Source organism: Verrucomicrobiia bacterium, assembly GCA_035629175.1.
In the GTDB taxonomy this organism is placed as follows: domain Bacteria; phylum Verrucomicrobiota; class Verrucomicrobiia; order Limisphaerales; family DASXHY01; genus DASXHY01.
In genome coordinates this window covers 31401-50269 of the sequence record DASPIL010000058.1, presented here as the reverse complement: position 1 = coordinate 50269, position 18869 = coordinate 31401, and the positions used below count along the sequence as shown (strand labels likewise).

The window sequence follows — 18869 nt, the reverse complement described above, 5'->3', positions numbered from 1 at the left end:
CAACCTTCCCTGTTGTCTCTGCGCCTTTCTGACATTCGCCAGCTTCCAGCGGGGGTCGCTGCTGCGGGGCTGGCGACATCCTGCCAAGGAACCGGCTTAACAAATCGCGGCGTGAGATTGCAGCGCTCATCTAGTTCGTGCGTGGAAACGGTGATTCAGTGAATCGACGCTGGTCGAGGTTCGCCGACGGCACGTGGCATTGCATGCAGGAGTGGCGTTCGGGATGCGGCGTTCGCAAGGCAAATCGGCCCGTTGCGCCATGACAACTCAGGCAGTCGGTGCGCATGAGGGTCGAATGCGGAATGGCCGGTGGTGCGAATATCCACGCGCGTTCGCCCCGGCCAGGTTCAGGAGCACCGCCGAATCGATTCAGCGCCAGTGGCTCACGCAGTGCCGCGTTTTGCACCGGCAGTTGTGTGCCGCCAGCAGGAACATGGCATTGCGTGCAGCTCGCGTAATGCGGATGACTGATGCGCGGGGCCACGCGGTCCTTGATCGCCAAACCCGATTCATGACAGGCGAGGCATCCGGCCGAGGAATCCTGCTGAATCGGATGCGGAACAACAGGAGGCGCGCCGTTGTAAGCGCGTCGCAGCGACCTCTCCTGCAACGCCAAGGCTCGATCGGATTCGGAAGCAAAGAAGTTCGTTGAATTCGATGCCGCCGTTTGCACCAGCCGCGCGAGATGATTCGTCCAGCCCGCGTTATGGCCCTGCCGAATCCAGTCCTGCTTTACGTAGCCCGACGCAATCGGAACGTCATTCGTTTCGAGCGCCGAGCGGCGCAGGGAATCCGATGTAATCGTGGACTTCGGTTCCGGGGCTTTCAAAGCGGAACTGGTTTGTCGAAGGCCCATGAAGTAACCGCTCACTGCAATGGTGACCAACGCAACGCCCCCAATCCATGTGGCGCGTTTCCGAGGCGCGTGATTCGGCGTATGCATGGTGTCCTCAGCCCGGGGTTCCCGCCTTCAACACGGCCGCCGCGCACTTTTTGTAGTCGGGCTCCTTTGAAATCGGATCGGGCTCTCCGAGCGTGATCTCGTTGATCAACAAGCGCTCGTCGAAGAACGGCACAAACAGAGATCCACGTGGCACGCGGCTGCGCCCGCCAATCCACACGGGGAGTTGCAGTTCTCCCCGCCGCGTTTTCACAACCACCCTTTCTCCATTGCGAATGCCGCGCTCGGTTGCATCGTCCGGATGCATTTCCACGTAGGCGTGGGGCATCGCCCCTGATAATTGCGGGATCCGCATCGTAAGCGTGCCCGTGTGCCAGTGCTCCAGGACACGGCCCGTGCAGAGCCAGAACGGGAACTCGTCATCGGGTTCCTCGGCGGCTTTTTCGTACGGCGCAAACCAGATGAGGGCGCGGTTGTCTTTCGTGACGGAATGATAGAACTCGATTCCCGCTCCCTTCGTCACATATGGATCATCGAACTCAGCAAAGCGAAATTTTGTTTCGCGCCAGCTTCCGTTCTTATCTTGAACCACGGGCCAGCGCAATCCGCGCGCCTTTACGTATTCATCGTACGGCGCCAGATCCTTGTGCTTGTAGCGGCTGAACGTGCGGTATTCCTCAAACAGGAGCCGATCCACGTTCACGTCGTAAAAATGTTTCCACTCCCAGATGGGAACTTCGCGGCCTTGCGCGTCGCGGGCTGCAAACAGGAAATTGCCGTCGCGATCCCGCATCCCCGCATGGCCCAGGTCGAGAAGCTTGCGTGCCACCGCAATGATCTGCCAGGAATCATCGCGCGCATCGCCGGGCGGTTGTACCATCTTGAACCATTGATGCGTCCGCCGTTCCGAATTTCCGAACATCCCGTTCTTCTCGACCCACAACGCAGATGGCAACACGAGATCGGCAAGTTCGGTCGTCGCCGTGGGATACACGTCGGAAACGATGAGGAACTTGTCAGCCAGGTTCTTCTTGCCGCGAAAGAGCTTGTTCAGGTTTGGCAGCGACTGCCCAGGGTTCGTGGCCTGAACCCAGATCGTTTGAATGTCGCCGCCCTCGTCCGTCGGCGTGCAAAATTTTTCCCACAGCAACACTGTGTGATGCCCTGCCTTCGCGCTCAGGCGGCCGGCAGGAACATTCCAGAGTTTCTCCGAATCCGCGCGATGCTCGGCGTTGGTTACAAGGCGTCCCCCGGGCAGCGAGTTGCACAGAGTGCCGACTTCGCGCGCAGTGCCACAGGCACTCGGCTGGCCGGTCAAGGACGTCGGGGCGTCGCCCGGCCGGCCAAAATGTCCGCTCAACAGGTGAATGCCGTGACAAAGGCGATTGATGTTCGTGCCGCGGCTGTGCTGGTTGAATCCCATGCACCACGTGCTGGTGATGCGAATGTCGCGGCGTCCAAACAAATCGCCCAGCATGCGGATCTTCCCGGCGGGAACTCCCGAAATCCGCTCGACTTCCTCAGGCGTGTATTTTTCAAGCGATGCCTTGTATTCCTCGAATGTCATCGCTTCGCCGAGCAGCGACGCTTCGGCAGTGTCCTTGCGGAAGTTGCAATGCTTTTCCGCGAATGCCTTGTCCCACGTGCCATTCTTCAGGAGCAGGTGCGCGATGCCATTCGCAATGGCGAGATCCGTCTGCGGCTTGAACAGCAAATGTTCATCGGCGAAGTCCGTGCTGCGCGTTCGACGTGTTGCAAGGTCAATGATCGTTACCTTTTCACCGCGCGAACGGCGATCGATCACCCGCGAAAAAAGAACGGGATGCATCTCCGCCATGTTGTTTCCCCACAGGATCAACACGTCGCAGCGATCGAAGTCGTCGTAACAGCCGGCCGGTTCATCGACGCCGTATACGCTCAAGTAACCTGTCACGGCGCTCGACATGCAGAGGCGCGCGTTGGGATCGATGTTGTTGGTGGATAATCCGGCTTTGATCAACTTGTTGGCGGCGTAGCCTTCGGGAATGGTCCATTGACCCGAGCCATAGATCGCGAATCGTTCGGGCGCGTGAAGAATGCGGCGGGAAACAATTTCAATCGCTTCATCCCATGAGATCGGCTCGAGCTTCCCATTGCGGCGGAGCAGGGGAGTCGTCAGGCGATCCTTTCCATACAGCGCCAGACCGACATGGTATCCCTTCACGCAGAGGAGGCCCTTGTTCACTTCGGCCAGTTGCTCGCCCTGAATTGCAACCACTTTGCCGTCCTTTACGCCGACCCGAACATGGCATCCCGTTCCGCAAAAACGGCAGGGCGCCTTGTCCCAGTGAATGCCATCGGATTCCGAGGCCGTGGGAGATGATGGCAGCGCAGCACCCACCCGATTCGCGATCAGCGCGCTGGCGGCGGCGAGGGCCGAGGTTTTGATGAATTCGCGGCGTGGCAGGTTCATAGGGATTCAAGGTTGACGTAAACGACGTCCACGAGCGTGACGCCCGGGATCGCTGAAAGTTGATCGTGAAGGCCGCGGCTGTGCGATACGTCGGCGGATTCGAGTGCCGCGGGCACTTGGTTTCCCGAACGTTCGCCGAGCGTCAGCTCACGCAACTGCTTGAGAGCTTCAACAGCAGCGTCGCCGCGGTATCCGCGTTCAATGGTGATAACGAGTCCGCTGATCGGCATGCTGGAGTTGAGTATCCTGAATCGTTCTTCAACCGCTTTGACGTGCGTCAATGTTTTGATCCTTCCGCATCCCTAGCCTCGTGCTCACGAATGAAGGCCGGCAATTTCAAGATGCTCCTGATCCTGGCCGCAACGTGCGCCGCTGTAACGGCCTGGTTGTTCGCCGCTCCTGAAAACGTGACGACATCGAAGAGTGCAGTGACGGCCCGCAGTCCTGCCGCTCTCCATCCCGTTCACATCCGGCGTGTCGGTCCGGCTCCAAGAGTTCTCACCGCCCTTACAAATCATTCCGGGGTGATCGCCTCTGTCTCCTGCAGTTCATGTCATTCAACCACAACGCCCGACCGTGCCACGCACTCGGCTGCTCAGTTGGATCGATTTCATCAAGGGCTTGTTTTCCAGCATGGCAACCAGAGCTGCCTCAATTGCCACCACGAGGGGAACTATGATGCGTTGCGATTGGCGAATGGGACTTCGCTGGAATATGCCGATGTGATGCAACTGTGCGGTCAATGTCATGGCCTGCAGAAACGCGATTTTGAGCGCGGTTTGCATGGAGGCATGAATGGCTATTGGGATCTCACGCGCGGCCCGCGCACGCGCAACAGTTGCACCCATTGCCACGATCCGCACGCGCCCGCCTATCCAACAGTGAGACCCGTGCTCCCGCCGAAGGATCGCATCGCGGTTCCGCATTGAAGCTTAAACTCGAATGAACACGATCGAGCCTGCGGTTGAATCACGAGACTGGACGCGCCGCGATGCATTGAAGGGAATTGGTGCAACGCTCGGTGTCGCCGCGTTCGCGAAAGCCCTGGCGCCGTTGACGGAATGGACAAAGGACATTTCCCCCGATGAATTTTTGCAGCGCCATTATCGTGAGCTCACGCCCGTTGACCTGGCGATGATCCTTGCGCGGCTCGAGAAGGATACCCAGGAACAGTATGGCGCGGACGTCACGATTCGGGACTACAAGCCGCAACCTGGCGTGAAGTTCGGATACGCCTTGAACCTCAGCATCTGTATCGGCTGCCGCAAGTGTGCCGAAGCGTGCCACATCGAAAACAACCACGATCGCCCCTCGAACCAATCCTATATCCGGGTCTTCGAGATGCAGAAGGGTTCGCTTGACATGGAAAAGGGCAATGCGCACTACGATCATCCCGTGCCGCAGAAGGACAAGTTTTACATGCCGGTCCAATGCCAGCACTGCGAGCGGCCGCCCTGCGTGGATGTCTGCCCGGTCGAGGCGACGTGGAAGGAACCCGACGGCATTGTGGTGGTGGATTACAACTGGTGCATCGGATGCCGTTATTGCGAAGCGGCCTGCCCGTATCATGCGCGCCGTTTCAACTGGACGAAGCCAGAAATTCCGGCAAAGGAAATCAATCCGGACCAAGGATACCTGAGCAATCGCATTCGCCCGCAGGGCGTGATGGAAAAATGTCATTTCTGCCTGCACAGAACCCGCAACGGACGCCTGCCTGCCTGTCTCGAAGCGTGTCCCACGGGGGCGCGGGTGTTCGGCAATCTCCTCGATCCCGACTCGGAAATTCGGCAGGTGCTCGCGCACAAACGTGTGTTTGTGCTGAAGGAGGAACTCGGGTTGCGTCCGCAGTTCTTTTATTTCTTCGATGTTTAATCCGCCCCGAGAAGCCAGACACCTTCGCGCCACGCTCCAATTGATTACGTGAATACCGCATCTGCCACTTCGACCGCGCCACTCAGCCGTCCACCCGCCGCACAGCAGGGCCACATCCGCCTGTTCGCGCGATTTATTGCGCGGCTGTTCTGGGAAGCCTTCGACGGAAACTGGCAATTTTATGTTTGGATGACACTCCTGACGGCCATTGCGCTGGTGGGAGCGAACGCGTGGGCAACGCAGGTGCGCGATGGAATGGGACTGACCAGCATGAGTGATCATGTGTCGTGGGGCCTTTACATCGCGAACTTCACATTCCTCGTCGGGCTCGCAGCGGGCGGTGTCATGATGGTGATTCCCGCGTATCTGTATCACGACAAGGATATGCACAAGATCGTGATCGTTGGCGAATTGCTTGCGATTGCAGCCATCGTAATGTGCCTGATGTTTGTCGTCGCGGACCTCGGCCGGCCTGACCGCTTCTGGCATCTGCTTCCGGGCCTTGGCAAATTCAACTTTCCCGTCTCAATGCTGACGTGGGATGTGATTGTGTTGAACGGGTACCTCGTTTTAAACCTTCACATCTGCGGCTACCTGCTTTACACGCGATTTCTTGGCAGGAAGCCCAACCCGAAATTCTATGTGCCGTTCGTCTTCGTCTCGATCGTTTGGGCGATCTCCATTCACACAGTGACCGCGTTCCTGTACTGCGGGTTGGGCGGCTGGCCGCTGTGGAACACGGCGCTGCTTGCGCCCCGGTTCCTCGCGTCCGCATTCGTCTCCGGTCCTGCGTTTATCATCGTGACCATCCACGTGATCCGCCGGGTCATTGGCAATGGCTTCGGCGCGGGCGCGGTTCGCACGCTGGTCAACATCATGCGCGTCACGATCCTGATCAACCTGCTGATGGTGGTGTCCGAGGTGTTCACCGAGTTTTACACGGGCGGGTCCCACACCTCGTCGGCGCGTTACCTTTACTTCGGGCTGCACGGCCATAACGCCCTGGTGCCGTGGATCTGGAGCTCGATTGTGATGGTCATCGCGGCGGCGGCAATCCTCCTCAACCCAAAGCTCGTGCAGCGGCCAGCCGGGTTGATCACCGCGTGCGTGCTGGCGTTTGCGGGAATCTGGATTGAAAAGGGCATGGGGCTGATCATTCCTGGATTCGTGCCATCGACACTGCACGAACTCGTGGAATACAAACCCAGCGTGCTGGAATGGAAAGTCAGCGCCGGCATCTGGGCCGCTGGGTTTGGCGTGTATACGATCCTTCTGAAGATCGCGATGAACCTGTTTTCATCGAAGCCGGCCAGCCCGGCGGCGAGTTCGTAAGCCTTCGAAGGTTGCTATTCCGCCTCATTCGGCACGCGTGTCTGCCATTGCTCCCACGCGTCTGCAATCGCTTTACGGTTTGGCCGCCATTCGCCTGGTCCGAGAAAGGTGCTCGCCAGGTCAGCAAGGTCGACACCGAGATGATCAAACGCAGCCGTCTGCCCGGCGTCATCGTAGTGCGCGTTCCGCAGGAACGAAGCGTGGTCCCCCGATTGTTCCTCGGCCAGCGTCAGCAGGATTTCGGCAAGACTGTAGCTCAGCTGCTGTGCGTCTCCGACCGAGCTGAAGGATACGCCCGCCCAAAACTGCTGAATGTTCGTTTCGTTCCAGAACGCGAGGTGCCGTTCCTTGAGATCGAAATCAATAAGCGGTTCCGCCGTCAAACCGACCGAGCGATCCACACGTTGCGCCAGTCCCTCGTTGATCCAGAGCGGCAACGGAAGGAATGCCACGCAATCATGGGTCAGTTCATGGGCGAGCACCGACCGCAGATCGTCAGGATGATGCTGGATGGCGATGTGGAAATAGCCTCCCGCGAGCAGGCAGCCGCGGCTCATCGGGTTGGTCCCGTCCCGATGAAAATACGAGATGTAGCTGTAGTAGTCGTCTTCTTCATCGAAGAGGAGGACGCAATGCTTTCCGAACCCGGCATCGGCGTCGGCGTTGTGGATGAACGTCCGGAATTCTGCGCGGCATCCAAGGCCGTTGATGCTGGCGCTGTATGAAATCGGATCTCGCCATCAGCCGATTCCCCGATCAGATTGACACACGTTGGTTGTGCCAGATCGTTGCGAACGAAATGAACATTTCCACATCGATCGTTGACTACTACGCAAGGCGGGCTAGCGAATACGAACGGATTTTCCACAAGCCGGAACGGCAGGCCGATTTGCAGGTGTTACGCAACGAGGTCGAAGGCGCGTTCGACGGTGCCCACGTATTCGAGGTCGCCTCCGGGACGGGATATTGGACGGAGATTGTTTCACGAACGGCGGCATGCGTCCTGGCGACGGATATCAACGAAGAGGTTTTGGCGATCGCGCGGACGAAGCAATACGGCTGCGAGGTTGCGTTTCAGAACCAAGACGCTTACGCCCCGCGGATGCCATCGCGCAGGATAACGGCCGGGTTCTCGGCATTTTGGTGGTCTCACATTCCGAAATCCAGGCTGCGTGGCTTCCTCACCGGATTTCACGCTGTTCTACCACCCGGCGCGACGGTGGTTTTCATGGACAACGTGTACGTCGCGGGGAGCAGCACGCCGATTTCCCGTACGGACGAATTTGGCGACAGCTTTCAGACGCGGCGCCTGGATGACGGCAGCGAACATGAGGTTCTAAAGAATTTTCCTTCCGAATCCGAATTGCGGGGCGCCGTCGCCGATATTGCCGCCGGCGTGAAGATTCGGTTTTTAAAGTATTACTGGGTTTTGAGCTACAGGCTTCCCGAAGGCTAAGGCCCTCGCCACCGCGGTGAAACAGACGGGCATCCCCTGAATGCGCAATTTTGCTGACGGTTCCGCGGCTTTGCGGCACAATGCGTCCGCTTGAATTGTTGCAGCGGTGAAGAAAACAAGGTTTCGGAGGAGGCGCTTTTGTTTGAAAGGCTCTGCTTCGTGGACCTGCGCTGGTCACCTTTCAAGTGTCATCATTCCTACACATCGAATCGTTCCCTGCTGTTCCTATGAAAGTTCCACTCCTCCTATTATCGGTTGCTGTCGCGGTGCTCACAGGCTGCGCCAGTCGCGTTCCCCTGCAAACCAAGCCGACCGTTTATTCCGCAGCTTCTACCACTCGGTTCGTTGACGTCAAAGTCCGGATCGCTGACGCGCGAACCGATCAATCCCTGGATTCTGTTCTTAAAAACAAGCCCTCGGACGAGGTCGCCGTTGCGCTGAAGAAGGCTTTGCTCGATTCCAACATAGCGTCGCTGAATGCCGATTCGGCGACGATCCTGAATGTTGAGGGCACGCTGGCTCGGTTGGATTGGGTCGTGCCGGGGTATGATGCCATCATGACGAAAGCGATAGCGACAAGCCTGCTCACGGGTGGAATCGGCGCCTTTGCCTATGGAAGCACATCGACGCCTGTCCAGGGCAACGCGGTGTTGCAGTTGCGGGTGCTTCAATCCGGGCGGGAGGTGCTCAGCCGGGAGTATGTTGGGTTTTGCGAGGAGAAGCTTGCCAAGTTGAAGTGTGATACTGCGGCGACCAAATCGAGGGTCGCGGGAGCGGCATTGTCGGACGCAATTGAGAAGTTTCTAAGCGACTTAGGCCAGCCGCAAGCGTCGGCGGCATCCGAATCGGCATCGAAGTAAAACATCACGAATTGTTGAATCGTCCAAACCCGTGCGGCTCGATGCAGAGCTGCGCGGGTTTTGCATTATCCCTCTTGCCCGCATTCTCCTGTTGCGGCTTGGCCATTCGCCGTTGCCGGGAGGCGCCGAAAAGGTGCAGAAAAATCAAGATTTTGTGCAAAAAGGAGTGAGTACGCGCCTGCAAAGGTGGTTTACTCTCCTCGCAAGCAATCGATGCAAATCCACTTCCCGAGCCCTTGTGCGCGCGCCGGTTGGAGTGGCATCGATGCTCATCCTTGATCATGAAATTCATACACGAAGATTTTCTCCTCGGTAACCGGACTTCCCGCCGCCTCTATCAGCAATTCGCCGAAGGGCAGCCGATCTTTGATTATCATTGCCACCTTTCGCCGAAGGACATCGCGGAGAACCGTCAATTCAACAACCTGTTCGAGATCTGGCTGGAAGGGGATCATTACAAATGGCGCGCGATGCGATCCAACGGCGTTGCTGAAAAATTCTGCACAGGGGATGCCGATCCGTTCGCAAAATTCCAAGCCTGGGCAGCAACGGTTCCGCACACACTCCGGAATCCGCTGTATCATTGGACCCACCTCGAATTGAAACGGTATTTCGAGATCGACGAACTTCTCGATGAGGCGAGTGCCAGCCGCGTGTGGAAGAAGGCGAACGAACGCCTGGCAACGCCCGAACTTTCGGCGCACGGCATTCTTCGCAAGTTCAAGGTGCACGCCGTGGGAACGACGGATGATCCGACGGACGACCTGCGGTATCATCGGCAGTTCGCGCAGAGTGGGCATCCGACTCGCATGATCCCGGCCTTCCGGCCCGACAAGGCGCTGACGGTGGACAAGCCCGAAGGATTCAACAAGTGGGTCGCGGCGCTGGAGGGAGCAGCGAATATTGACATTGGAAACTTCAATGACTTCCTGGATGCGTTGCGCCAGCGTCATGACTTTTTTCACGCCCACGGCAGCCGATTGTCTGATCACGGGATGAATCATTGTTTTTCGGATTTTTGTTCGCCCAAGGTTGCGGCGGGCATCTTCAGCAAGGCGCGCCGCGGAACCGCCGCAACGCCTGAGGAATACGGGAAGTTCGCCGCGTTCATGATGCTGTTTTTCGGGAAGCTCGATGCGGAGAAAGGCTGGACGAAACAGTTGCACCTTGGAGCGATGCGCAACAACAACACGCGCCTGCTCCAGCAACTTGGACCCGACACGGGTTTCGATTCGATTGGCGATTACCCCCAGGCCCAGGCACTGGCGGCATATCTGGATCGGCTCGACCAGGAAAAATCGCTTCCCAAGACAATCATTTACAACCTCAACCCCGCCGACAATTACGCGTTTGCAACAATGCTTGGGAACTTCCAGGACGGCACGATCCCAGGCAAGTTGCAGTTTGGCTCGGGTTGGTGGTTCCTCGACCAAAAGGAAGCCATGCAATGGCAGATCAATGCGTTGTCGAACCTTGGGCTGTTATCACGCTTTGTCGGCATGATCACGGATTCCCGCTCGTTCATGTCCTATCCGCGGCACGAATATTTCCGTCGCACGCTGTGTGACCTCATCGGTCGCGACATGGAAAATGGGGAGATTCCGGATGACGAGGCGTTGGTGGGGACGATGATCCAGAACATCTGCTTTGGAAACGCGAAGCAGTATTTCGGATTCCCGCCCGCAACCGCGAGCGCATCGAAACAGCCGAGCGAAGGCGTGGCCGTTGCGAAGCGGGGGCGCCGTGCCCGCGCGTAGCGGACAGGTTCACACTGATTTCACACTTTTGCCCCGTCGCATGATCGTGCCTTTAATTCCATCCATTCTTCTCGTCGCAGTTCTAACTCTATCCATGCCGCGCGCCAGCGCGATTCCGGCGTTTCCAGGCGCTGAAGGTGCGGGTAGCGAGGCGCGTGGCGGACGCGGTGGGGATCTCTATTTCGTGACGACAACCAACAACTCCGGCGCAGGTTCCTTGCGCACGGGAATAACGGGAGCGACCGGCCCGCGCACGATCATCTTCCGCGTCTCGGGCAACATTGACCTTGCATCCGACCTCACGATCAATCGCCCCTACATTACAATCGCGGGCCAGACTGCGCCGGGCGACGGCATCACGCTTCGACGACGTTCCCTGCGCGTGAGTTCGCATAACATCATTGTGCGTCATATTCGCGTCCGGCCAGGCGACCTCGACAGCAATTTCGAGAGCGATGCGCTTTGGGTCACGGGTTCCACGAACGTGATTCTGGATCACATCTCCACTTCATGGAGCGTGGATGAATGCCTGTCCGTCACGCATTCAACAAACGTCACGGTGCAATGGTGCATGATCAGCGAAAGCTTGCGCCTGTCGCAGCACGAGAAGGGCGCGCACGGCTACGGTTCGCTGCTGCGGTACGGCGCGGGCGAACTCACGTTCCATCACAATCTTTACCAGCATCATGACAGCCGGAATCCGCGGCTTGGCGACCGCATCAAGCTGGATTTCGTGAACAACGTCATCTACAACTGGGGCGGCCGCGCGGGCTACTCGGGCGAGGATTTCGGAGACAATCCCAACGGTTTTACGAATTACCTGAACTACGTCGGAAATTACCTCGTGGCAGGCCCAAGCACGGGCCCGTCGTCCGAGGCGTTCCGAGGCGGTTCGTTCAACACCTTCATCTACCAGTCGGGTAATTTCATTGATAACAACAAGAACTCCGTTGTGAACGGCGTGGACACGGGATGGAACATGTTCACAAGCCAATACACGCAGCGCGAAACGCCGTACCCATTGCCGCCCGTCACGGCTGAGACGGCAGCGGAAGCCTATCAACGCGTCCTTGCATTCGCGGGGAATTCGCGGAAGCGCGATGCCGTGGACACCCGCCTGATTGGCACGGTGAATGGACATGACGGACGCCTCGTGGATGCCGTCGGCTCACCTGCGCAATCCAGCGACTATGTCATCACGAACATCAACGGCGTCAATTACGCCTTCGTTCGCGGCTGGCCCGTGTTGAACTCAGGCACGCTTCCGCTGGACTCCGACAACGACGGCATTCCGAATTATTTTGAATCGGCGCTCGGATGGAATCCCGTGGTGGCGAACAACAATCATTTCAACGGAGACGGCTACACTGACCTGGAATGGTATCTCAACTGGCTCGCAGGACCGAATGCAACGGGCGGGGCGGGCCGGCCGATCCAGGTGAACTTGCGCGCGCTGGCAGGCGGATTGACGAACATCCTGTTCCATAGCATTTCGACGACGAATGGAACCGCAGTGTTGCTCGGCGACGGCGAAACCGTGGAGCTTCTGACTTCGCCAAATTTTTCCGGGTTGTCGCAGTTCCAGTTTCACGCGACCAACCACGTTGATGCGGCGGGGTTCGGTCCCGTGGCGGTGACAGTCCTTGTAACGAACATTCCCAATCAAGCGCCCACGTTGCAACCCGTTACGGAACAGATCTGGATTGGGGGTTCGACCCTGTCGGTCACAAACGTCGCAACGGATCCGGATCTTCCGTGGCAGAACCTGGCTTTCGCGTTGGAAGCGGCGCCTGCCGGGGCGGCGATTGACACGAACTCGGGTATTGTGACGTGGCGGCCCGCTGTAGCAGACGCGGGAACAACGAACGTTTTCACCGTGCGGGTTTTCGACAACGGCAGCCCGAGTCTTGGCGCAACGCAGTCGTTCACTGGGATCGTGCTGCCCCCGGCGCAACCGCAGCTGCACGTTGCGCATGGAGACAACTTTGACGTGCAGTGGACTGTCACAGGCGACGCAGGGCCGGATTACATCATTGAAGGATCGACGAACCTGACGGACTGGTTTGGCGTCTTTACCAACAGCGCGCCGTCACTGCCGTGGTCCTGGCAGGACAGCGTGAATGAAGCGCAACGGTTTTATCGGGTATTGCTCGGGCCGTAGGTGGACAACGTCGAAACATCCAACAACTTTCAATTTGAACTATGAACAGAGCCTTTGGACTTTGGCTGGCACTGGGACTGACCGTGGGAACGGCATCAGCTAACGGTGCGTCGAAGATTTTTGATGTCCGGCAATTCGGCGCAAAGGGTGACGGACGCGCGCTTGACACGGAATCGATTCAGAAGGCGCTCGACACCGCTGGCAAAGAGGGCGGCACCGTGCGGTTGACGGCGGGCGTCTACCTGAGCCAGCCGCTGACCATCCGCACGCGCACGACGCTGCTGCTGGAGGAAGGGGCGGTGCTGAAGGCCACGGATGAACCCGCGCATTACCTTCCTGCCGGCGTCACCTGGGAGAAGATTCTCGACGGCACCAGCAAAGGCCCGTTTCAACCCTTCATCGGCGGAAAAGATCTGGAGGACGTCACGATCACGGGGAAGGGGACCATCGATGGTTCAGGTGAGAAGTGGTGGATTCCGGCGGAGGAGGCTCGCAAAAAAGTTTCGGGCTACACATTGCCGCGTCCAAATCTGATCGTGCTGAATCGCGGGAAAAACATCCGCATGTCTGGCATTACGCTGCGGGACGCGCCCAAGTTTCATTTTGTCCCGACCGACTGTGATGGCGTCGTGATTGAAGACGTGAGGGTGATTGCGCCTGAAGAGGCTGCAAACACGGACGGAATTGATCCCAGCATCAGCCGCAACATCATCATTCGCCGCTGCTTCATTGACGTCGGCGACGACAACATTGCCATCAAATCCGGAAAGAAGGTTCCTGGCCGCGAGTTCGCAGTGGAGAATATTTTGATTGAGGATTGCGAATTCCGGCGCGGTCACGGTTTATCGATCGGCAGCGAAGTGGTTGGCGGTGTTCGAGGGATCACCGTGAAGAACTGCCGGTTTGATGGCACCGAGAACGGCATCCGAATCAAATCCCGGCGGGATCGTGGCGGGCGGGTCGAGAATGTCACTTATACCGGCATTGTGATGACCAACGTTTATCCCGCGTTGTCGTTCGCCGGTTATTACCAGAACAGTTCGCAGCTCAAGATGCTGGAGAACGACCCAGCCCAACCCGTGACCGAAACCACGCCGATGTACAAGAACATCCGCATCAGCAATCTCACGGCCTATTCAACGAAGTCCGCCGGCCTGATCGTGGGTTTGCCGGAAGCGCCAATCGAGAATTTCGTTCTGGAAAACGTGACGATCCACGCTCAAACGGGCCTGACGATTGCGAACGCAAAAGGCCTTGAGCTTAAAAACGTGACGGTGAACGTGAAGAAGGGCGAGCCGTTTACGGTGATTCGTTCCGAAGTTCGCGGCCTGCCGGCGAAGTGATTCACGGCGCGCAACCCAGCCGGGCAAGTGTTCTGGAGCGGCGGCTTGCGGTAATTGCAGCCGGCTTGGCGCTTTCAATTGGGCGGGCGGTTTACGTCGTGCAGAGGTCGTTCTCGTTTGCTTTATCAGACATAACCCTCACGAGACCGCGCCGGGTTCCTCGATTGTAAGCCAGCTGCAAGTCCGCGCTCCGTTTTATGGCATGGACAGTGTGGTTCCTGAAAGGCCCTCCGCAGTGGCAGAGATTTGGATGCCATCCGCGTTGGCGGGGCTCTTCAGAATCAGCAAGCCGTGCCCGCGGTACGCCCTGTGTTTTAGATCGTGGTAGTTCTCCGTGCTCGCAAGGTTGCCGTTCTCAATCCCGAGAAGCCTTGCGTCTCCGCTGATCGCGAAGTTCACCTCATGAGCGGCATCCGGGACCTGGACCCCCTGGTCGTCAACAATGCGAAAGTGAACCTGCCGAATCCTGCTCGATGACGAAATCGGAGCGGCGCCTGAGTCGTCGAGCAGTTCTACACGGGCAGCAGGACCCGCAGTGCGCAACGAGAATTCGGCCGCGGCAGTCGCTCCATTGAAACCGGCGGCCTTCAACGTTCCCGGTTCAAAGGGCACGCGCCAGATCAAGGCGCCGTCCACCGCTTCAGCCTTTGATTTTCGTCCGATGACTTTTCCATTGAGGGTGAGTTCAACGTCGGCGCACGTTGTGTAACAACGCACTGTGACGGTGCTGTTGCTGCTCCAGTTCCAACTTTCATCCGCGCGCAAACGGCCGCGGCCCTGCCGGTTTGTATCGCCGCCCGGCGTGGCGCAGAGATACACCATCGGCTTTTCGCTCCAGAGACTTTGCCGGAACCACGCGAGCGGTTTTTTGAAACCACATAAATCGAGCAGGCCCGATCCGTTGGCGTGGACGGGCCAGCGCCCCGCTTCGCCCAGGTAATCCACGCCCGTCCAGAGGAACTGCGCCGCGATGAATTCATTCTCGCGGACGGCGACCCACGCATTCCAGGTGTGGCTGTTTTCGCTGCCGTAGATGACGCGGCCGGGAAACTTCCCATGATCCTCCGGATAGCGCTGTTCCTGATAATTGTATCCAACGATGTCGAGCACTTCGCCAAATCCCACGGCATCGGACATCAACACATTCGCCAGCGCCGCGGTGACAGGGCGTGTGGTGTCGAAGCGCTTGACCGCCGCAACGAGCGGGCGGGCGAGCTTGACGATATTTTCGGCGCGAGGATGGTCGGGGCGGAATTCCGAGCCGAGCACGGGATGCGAAAAGGGATCGTTGGCATAATCAATCTCGTTCCCAATGCTCCACATGATGATCGACGGATGATTACGATCGCGCCGAACCATGTCCTCAACATCGCGAACCGCCCATTGCTCGAAGAATTCCCCGGCGCCAAAGCGGCTCGGTTCGCCGGCGTTCCACCCCTCGACCCACTTGTTCTTCGGTGGCGTGAACTCATCAAGCGCCTCGTCCTGCACGAGGAATCCCATTTGATCGCACAGGTCGAGCAACTCGGGCGCGGGCGGATTGTGACTGGTGCGAATGGCATTCACGCCGATCGACTTGAGCGTGCGCAGGCGCCGCTCCCATACTGGTGCGGGCACAGCGGCGCCGAGCGCTCCGGCGTCGTGGTGCAGGCAAACACCCTTCAGCTTCAACGGGACTTCGTTGAGGAAGAAGCCGCGGTTCGCATCAAAGCGAAAGTTGCGAAATCCGAACGGCGTATCGTTGTCATCCAACAGGCGTTCCTGCACGACGAGGCGCTGTCGCACGGTGTAAAGCTGCGGGGAATCAGGAGACCAAAGATTTGGCTTTGTCACCTGGAGTTCCTGAACCACGAAGCGATTGGTGCCCGCGGTTATCTGCGTCGCTGTCGCATTCGAAGCGATGACTTCGCCATGCGGGTTCACGACTTCCGTTTGCAGCGTGGGGTTGGAATCCGCCGCGTTGCCGTTGCGAAGTTCGGTTTCAATGCGCACCGTGGCTGAATCCGAATTCAGCGCAGGAGTCGTGACGAACGTTCCCCATGGCGCGATGCGGACCCGATCGGTCATCCTCAGTCGGACGTGGCGATAAATTCCCGACCCTGTGTACCATCGCGAGTCGGAGAACTTGGTGTGATCCACACGGACGGCGATGACATTTCCCGCGCGGCCGAATTTGAGGTGCGGGGTGAGGTCGCACTCGAAGCTCGAGTAACCGTAGGGGCGTCCACCCGCAAGGTGGCCATTGATCCAGACCTGCGCGTTTTGATAGACGCCGTCGAACGCAATTGCCACAAGTTTGTTTGAGGCACTCAGGTCCATTGTGAAACGGTTTCGATACCATCCAATCCCGCCGGGTGCGAACCCTGAACCGCTGGCGAATTCCGGGCCCAGCGGCCCTTCGATGCTCCAATCGTGAGGGATCTCAACCTGCCGCCAATTCGAATCGTTGAAGTTTGCGATCATCCCGTTCGCGAAATCGCCGCGGCTGAATCGCCAATCTGAATCGAAGGCAACAACGACCCGCCCGCCTTGATTCTCGGCGAGATGCGGCCCAGCCCGCAGCTGCGGAGCCAGCAGTTGCACGCACACGCAGAGCGCAGCGAAGAGGTGCGCGCGCAGGCGAGCGGCGAAATCCAAGTTTTGGCAGGACATGCGATCCATAGGTTGGCTCAACAGACGCCGAAGCCGGGTTCAGGTTTCGCAGCTAGGTTGAACGATGTCACTGCGTGCGCCCAAACTTCTTTTCCAGCTCGCGGAAATTCATCTCAATCAACGTGGGCCGGCCGTGCGGGCATGTGTAAGGCATCGAGCATGTGCGCAGGTCGTTGATCAGGTTTTCCAACTCGGGTCCGGCGAGCGGATCATTCGCTTTGACGGCGTGGCGGCAAACGGTTTTCGCCACGACGTGCTCGCCGAGGCGAAGAGAATTTACTTGGCTTCCCGCGGCCTTCAGCTCGTCCACAAGTTCGAGCACGAATTGGCGCGGGTTGCCCGCTTTAACAAACGGCGGCAATGCGTCCAGGAGAAAGGTGCGTTCGCCAAACTCGCTAAGTCCGACGCCGAGTCGTGTGAGGACGGCCAAATGATCGCGAATGAATCCCGCGTCGCGGACGGAGAGTTCCACGGTTTCGGGCAACAGAAGCTTCTGCGAATCGGCCTGCTGCTTCAGTTCGAGGCGACTCAGCATTTGCTCGAATAGAATCCGCTCATGCGCCGCATGCTGGTCCAGCAGGACCAGGCCGCGATCGGACTCGAGGACAACGTAGAGCCGTCCCACGACTCCGACCAGGCGCAAGGGAACGTTGAGCAATGGCACAGGGCCGGTTGCCGCAGATCGTGGCGGGAGCGCAGGCGCCGTGGGGGTCGATGGATGAATATGGGCGGGCGAGGTGGGCGCCGAGGGTTGGCGTGGTTCTGCGGGAGAGAATCCGAGGCGCAGCGCAGGTTGAGGCGCGGGACGAGCGGCCTCGAGCTGCGGCATCAACGCAGCGGGAAAATGCGGCAGTGCCGCTGTTTGCGGTGTGCTTGCCTCAGCGGCAAGCGATGAATCGGGTGCAAGATGTGGAATCGAAACGGGCGGGTCGATCGGAGTCTCCGCAACAGGAGCTGTGGCGGGTGTATGAAAGCGCAGCAGTGTTTCCCGGACAGCGCGGGTCACCAGGCGTCGCACATCCATTTCGCGGTGGAACTTCACCTCCCGCTTGGCGGGATGAATGTTTACGTCGACGGCGGCGGGATCAATTTCGACGAACAGGCAAGCGACGGGATACCGGCCTTTCATCAGCGCCGTGTGATAGCCCTCGAGCAGCGCGAAGTTGAGCCCCCGGTTTTCCACTGGGCGCCGGTTGACGAACAGATGTTGATCCTCCCTCGTTGAACGCGACACGCCCGGAGCACCGATGAAGCCCCATAGGCGAAACAGGGTGCGGGAGGGTTGATCGCGAAGCAGATCCTCGGCTTCGTAATGATCGGCAGCGTCGAGCAGATCGGCGGAAAAGTCCACCTGGAGGAGCTTCTGGTCGCCAGCCCACAGCGAGCGCAACCGTTCTTCAAGGCCGGCCAATTTGTCGGCCACGTTTTCACCTGTTCGCGCAGCAGGGAGCTGCCACACGACACGGCCGTCGCGGATAAACGTGAACGCCACCTCGGGATACGCCAGCGCGGCGAGCGTCAGGTAATGTTGAATGTGCGCGGCTTCGGTCTCTTCTGTCCGCAGGAACTTGCGTCGCGCGGGAAGGTTGAAGAACAACTGCCGCACATCCATCGTCGTTCCCGGGGCGGTCCCAGCCGCCTTGACCTCGACGATCTTTCCGCCATTGATGACCACCTGCGTGCCCTCGGGCGAACCGCTCTCTCGCTCACGCGTCACGAGCATGAAGCGGCTGACGCTCGCAATGCTCGGCAAGGCTTCGCCGCGAAAACCCATCGTGGAGATCGACGCAAGATCGTCCGCCCGCTGGATTTTGCTGGTCGCATGGCGTTCCAGGCAAAGCAGGGCATCGTCGCGGCTCATTCCGACGCCATCATCTGTCACGCGAATGAGGCTGCGTCCGCCGGCCTGAATCTCAATCGTGATCCGATGCGCGCGCGCATCGAGGGAATTTTCCACCAACTCCTTTACCACGCTGGCGGGACGCTCCACGACTTCGCCGGCCGCGATCTGGTTGGCGACCTGGTCGGATAAGAGGCGAATGCAATTCATGCGGGCGGATGGTTCAAGCAGCGGATTCTCACT

15 protein-coding genes are annotated in these 18869 nt (G+C 58.8%); 9 read left to right on the top strand and 6 right to left on the bottom strand.

Annotation, left to right across the window (positions count from 1 at the left end; all coding sequences use genetic code 11):
• Positions 1-130: 130 nt before the first annotated feature.
• The 3 genes from VEH04_09380 to VEH04_09370 are packed head-to-tail and all read right to left on the bottom strand — an operon-like array spanning position 131 to position 3634.
• Positions 131-943: a nitrate reductase cytochrome c-type subunit gene (locus tag VEH04_09380; protein HYG22981.1), complete on the bottom strand. Its 813-nt coding sequence runs from the start codon at positions 941-943 to the stop codon at positions 131-133.
• Positions 944-950: 7 nt separating this feature from the next.
• Positions 951-3353 (bottom strand): molybdopterin-dependent oxidoreductase, encoded by a 2403-nt coding sequence (locus VEH04_09375; GenBank protein ID HYG22980.1) that lies wholly within the window; start codon positions 3351-3353, stop codon positions 951-953.
• The gene (locus VEH04_09370; GenBank protein HYG22979.1) at positions 3350-3634 is read right to left on the bottom strand and encodes a hypothetical protein; all 285 of its coding nucleotides are present in this window, start codon (positions 3632-3634) and stop codon (positions 3350-3352) included. The genes VEH04_09375 and VEH04_09370 overlap by 4 nt, the downstream gene beginning before the upstream one ends.
• A gap of 39 nt (positions 3635-3673) precedes the next feature.
• Here VEH04_09370 and VEH04_09365 point away from each other — a divergent pair, with 39 nt between their 5' ends.
• Genes VEH04_09365 through nrfD form a run of 3 tightly spaced genes read left to right on the top strand, consistent with a single transcriptional unit; the run spans position 3674 to position 6557 of the window.
• Positions 3674-4282 carry a hypothetical protein gene (locus tag VEH04_09365; protein ID HYG22978.1) on the top strand — a complete coding sequence of 203 codons (609 nt, stop codon included), beginning with the start codon at positions 3674-3676 and terminating at the stop codon, positions 4280-4282.
• Positions 4283-4295: 13 nt separating this feature from the next.
• Positions 4296-5225, top strand: a complete 930-nt coding sequence (locus tag VEH04_09360; GenBank protein HYG22977.1) for a 4Fe-4S dicluster domain-containing protein — start codon at positions 4296-4298, stop codon at positions 5223-5225.
• Between the two features lie 48 nt (positions 5226-5273).
• A complete protein-coding gene (gene nrfD / locus VEH04_09355) occupies positions 5274-6557 on the top strand; it encodes an NrfD/PsrC family molybdoenzyme membrane anchor subunit (GenBank protein ID HYG22976.1) in 1284 nt (427 codons plus the stop codon).
• A gap of 14 nt (positions 6558-6571) precedes the next feature.
• Here nrfD and VEH04_09350 read toward each other — a convergent pair whose 3' ends face one another.
• Positions 6572-7114, bottom strand: a complete 543-nt coding sequence (locus VEH04_09350) for a hypothetical protein (GenBank protein HYG22975.1) — start codon at positions 7112-7114, stop codon at positions 6572-6574.
• A gap of 18 nt (positions 7115-7132) precedes the next feature.
• Here VEH04_09350 and VEH04_09345 point away from each other — a divergent pair, with 18 nt between their 5' ends.
• From VEH04_09345 to VEH04_09320, 6 genes are all read left to right on the top strand, one after another.
• Positions 7133-7282, top strand: a complete 150-nt coding sequence (locus tag VEH04_09345) for a hypothetical protein (GenBank protein HYG22974.1) — start codon at positions 7133-7135, stop codon at positions 7280-7282.
• A complete protein-coding gene (locus tag VEH04_09340) occupies positions 7279-8013 on the top strand; it encodes a class I SAM-dependent methyltransferase (GenBank protein ID HYG22973.1) in 735 nt (244 codons plus the stop codon). Before VEH04_09345 ends, VEH04_09340 begins: the two co-directional genes overlap by 4 nt.
• A 227-nt stretch (positions 8014-8240) precedes the next feature.
• A complete protein-coding gene (locus VEH04_09335; protein HYG22972.1) occupies positions 8241-8873 on the top strand; it encodes a hypothetical protein in 633 nt (210 codons plus the stop codon).
• 281 nt (positions 8874-9154) lie between these two features.
• A complete protein-coding gene (uxaC, locus tag VEH04_09330; GenBank protein ID HYG22971.1) occupies positions 9155-10630 on the top strand; it encodes a glucuronate isomerase in 1476 nt (491 codons plus the stop codon).
• 40 nt (positions 10631-10670) lie between these two features.
• A complete protein-coding gene (locus tag VEH04_09325; protein HYG22970.1) occupies positions 10671-12791 on the top strand; it encodes a putative Ig domain-containing protein in 2121 nt (706 codons plus the stop codon).
• Positions 12792-12832: 41 nt separating this feature from the next.
• The gene (locus VEH04_09320) at positions 12833-14134 is read left to right on the top strand and encodes a glycoside hydrolase family 28 protein (protein ID HYG22969.1); all 1302 of its coding nucleotides are present in this window, start codon (positions 12833-12835) and stop codon (positions 14132-14134) included.
• Positions 14135-14329: 195 nt separating this feature from the next.
• Here the strand turns inward: VEH04_09320 and VEH04_09315 are convergent, their stop codons facing one another.
• Positions 14330-16786 carry a glycoside hydrolase family 2 TIM barrel-domain containing protein gene (locus VEH04_09315; protein ID HYG22968.1) on the bottom strand — a complete coding sequence of 819 codons (2457 nt, stop codon included), beginning with the start codon at positions 16784-16786 and terminating at the stop codon, positions 14330-14332.
• A gap of 67 nt (positions 16787-16853) precedes the next feature.
• Positions 16854-18836, bottom strand: a complete 1983-nt coding sequence (gene mutL / locus VEH04_09310) for a DNA mismatch repair endonuclease MutL (GenBank protein ID HYG22967.1) — start codon at positions 18834-18836, stop codon at positions 16854-16856.
• Between the last annotated feature and the right edge of the window lie 33 nt (positions 18837-18869).

Excerpts from the sequence above, each read along its gene's own strand:
- VEH04_09375 (HYG22980.1), bottom strand. The coding sequence starts at position 3,353 with ATGAACCTGCCACGCCGCGAATTCATCAAAACCTCGGCCCTCGCCGCC.
- VEH04_09360 (HYG22977.1), top strand. The coding sequence starts at position 4,296 with ATGAACACGATCGAGCCTGCGGTTGAATCACGAGACTGGACGCGCCGC.
- VEH04_09365 (HYG22978.1), top strand. The coding sequence starts at position 3,674 with ATGAAGGCCGGCAATTTCAAGATGCTCCTGATCCTGGCCGCAACGTGC.
- VEH04_09350 (HYG22975.1), bottom strand. The coding sequence starts at position 7,114 with ATGAGCCGCGGCTGCCTGCTCGCGGGAGGCTATTTCCACATCGCCATC.
- VEH04_09335 (HYG22972.1), top strand. The coding sequence starts at position 8,241 with ATGAAAGTTCCACTCCTCCTATTATCGGTTGCTGTCGCGGTGCTCACA.
- mutL (HYG22967.1), bottom strand. The coding sequence starts at position 18,836 with ATGAATTGCATTCGCCTCTTATCCGACCAGGTCGCCAACCAGATCGCG.
- uxaC (HYG22971.1), top strand. The coding sequence starts at position 9,155 with ATGAAATTCATACACGAAGATTTTCTCCTCGGTAACCGGACTTCCCGC.
- VEH04_09325 (HYG22970.1), top strand. The coding sequence starts at position 10,671 with ATGATCGTGCCTTTAATTCCATCCATTCTTCTCGTCGCAGTTCTAACT.
- VEH04_09380 (HYG22981.1), bottom strand. The coding sequence starts at position 943 with ATGCATACGCCGAATCACGCGCCTCGGAAACGCGCCACATGGATTGGG.
- VEH04_09345 (HYG22974.1), top strand. The coding sequence starts at position 7,133 with ATGAAAATACGAGATGTAGCTGTAGTAGTCGTCTTCTTCATCGAAGAG.
- VEH04_09315 (HYG22968.1), bottom strand. The coding sequence starts at position 16,786 with ATGTCCTGCCAAAACTTGGATTTCGCCGCTCGCCTGCGCGCGCACCTC.
- VEH04_09340 (HYG22973.1), top strand. The coding sequence starts at position 7,279 with ATGAAATCGGATCTCGCCATCAGCCGATTCCCCGATCAGATTGACACA.
- VEH04_09320 (HYG22969.1), top strand. The coding sequence starts at position 12,833 with ATGAACAGAGCCTTTGGACTTTGGCTGGCACTGGGACTGACCGTGGGA.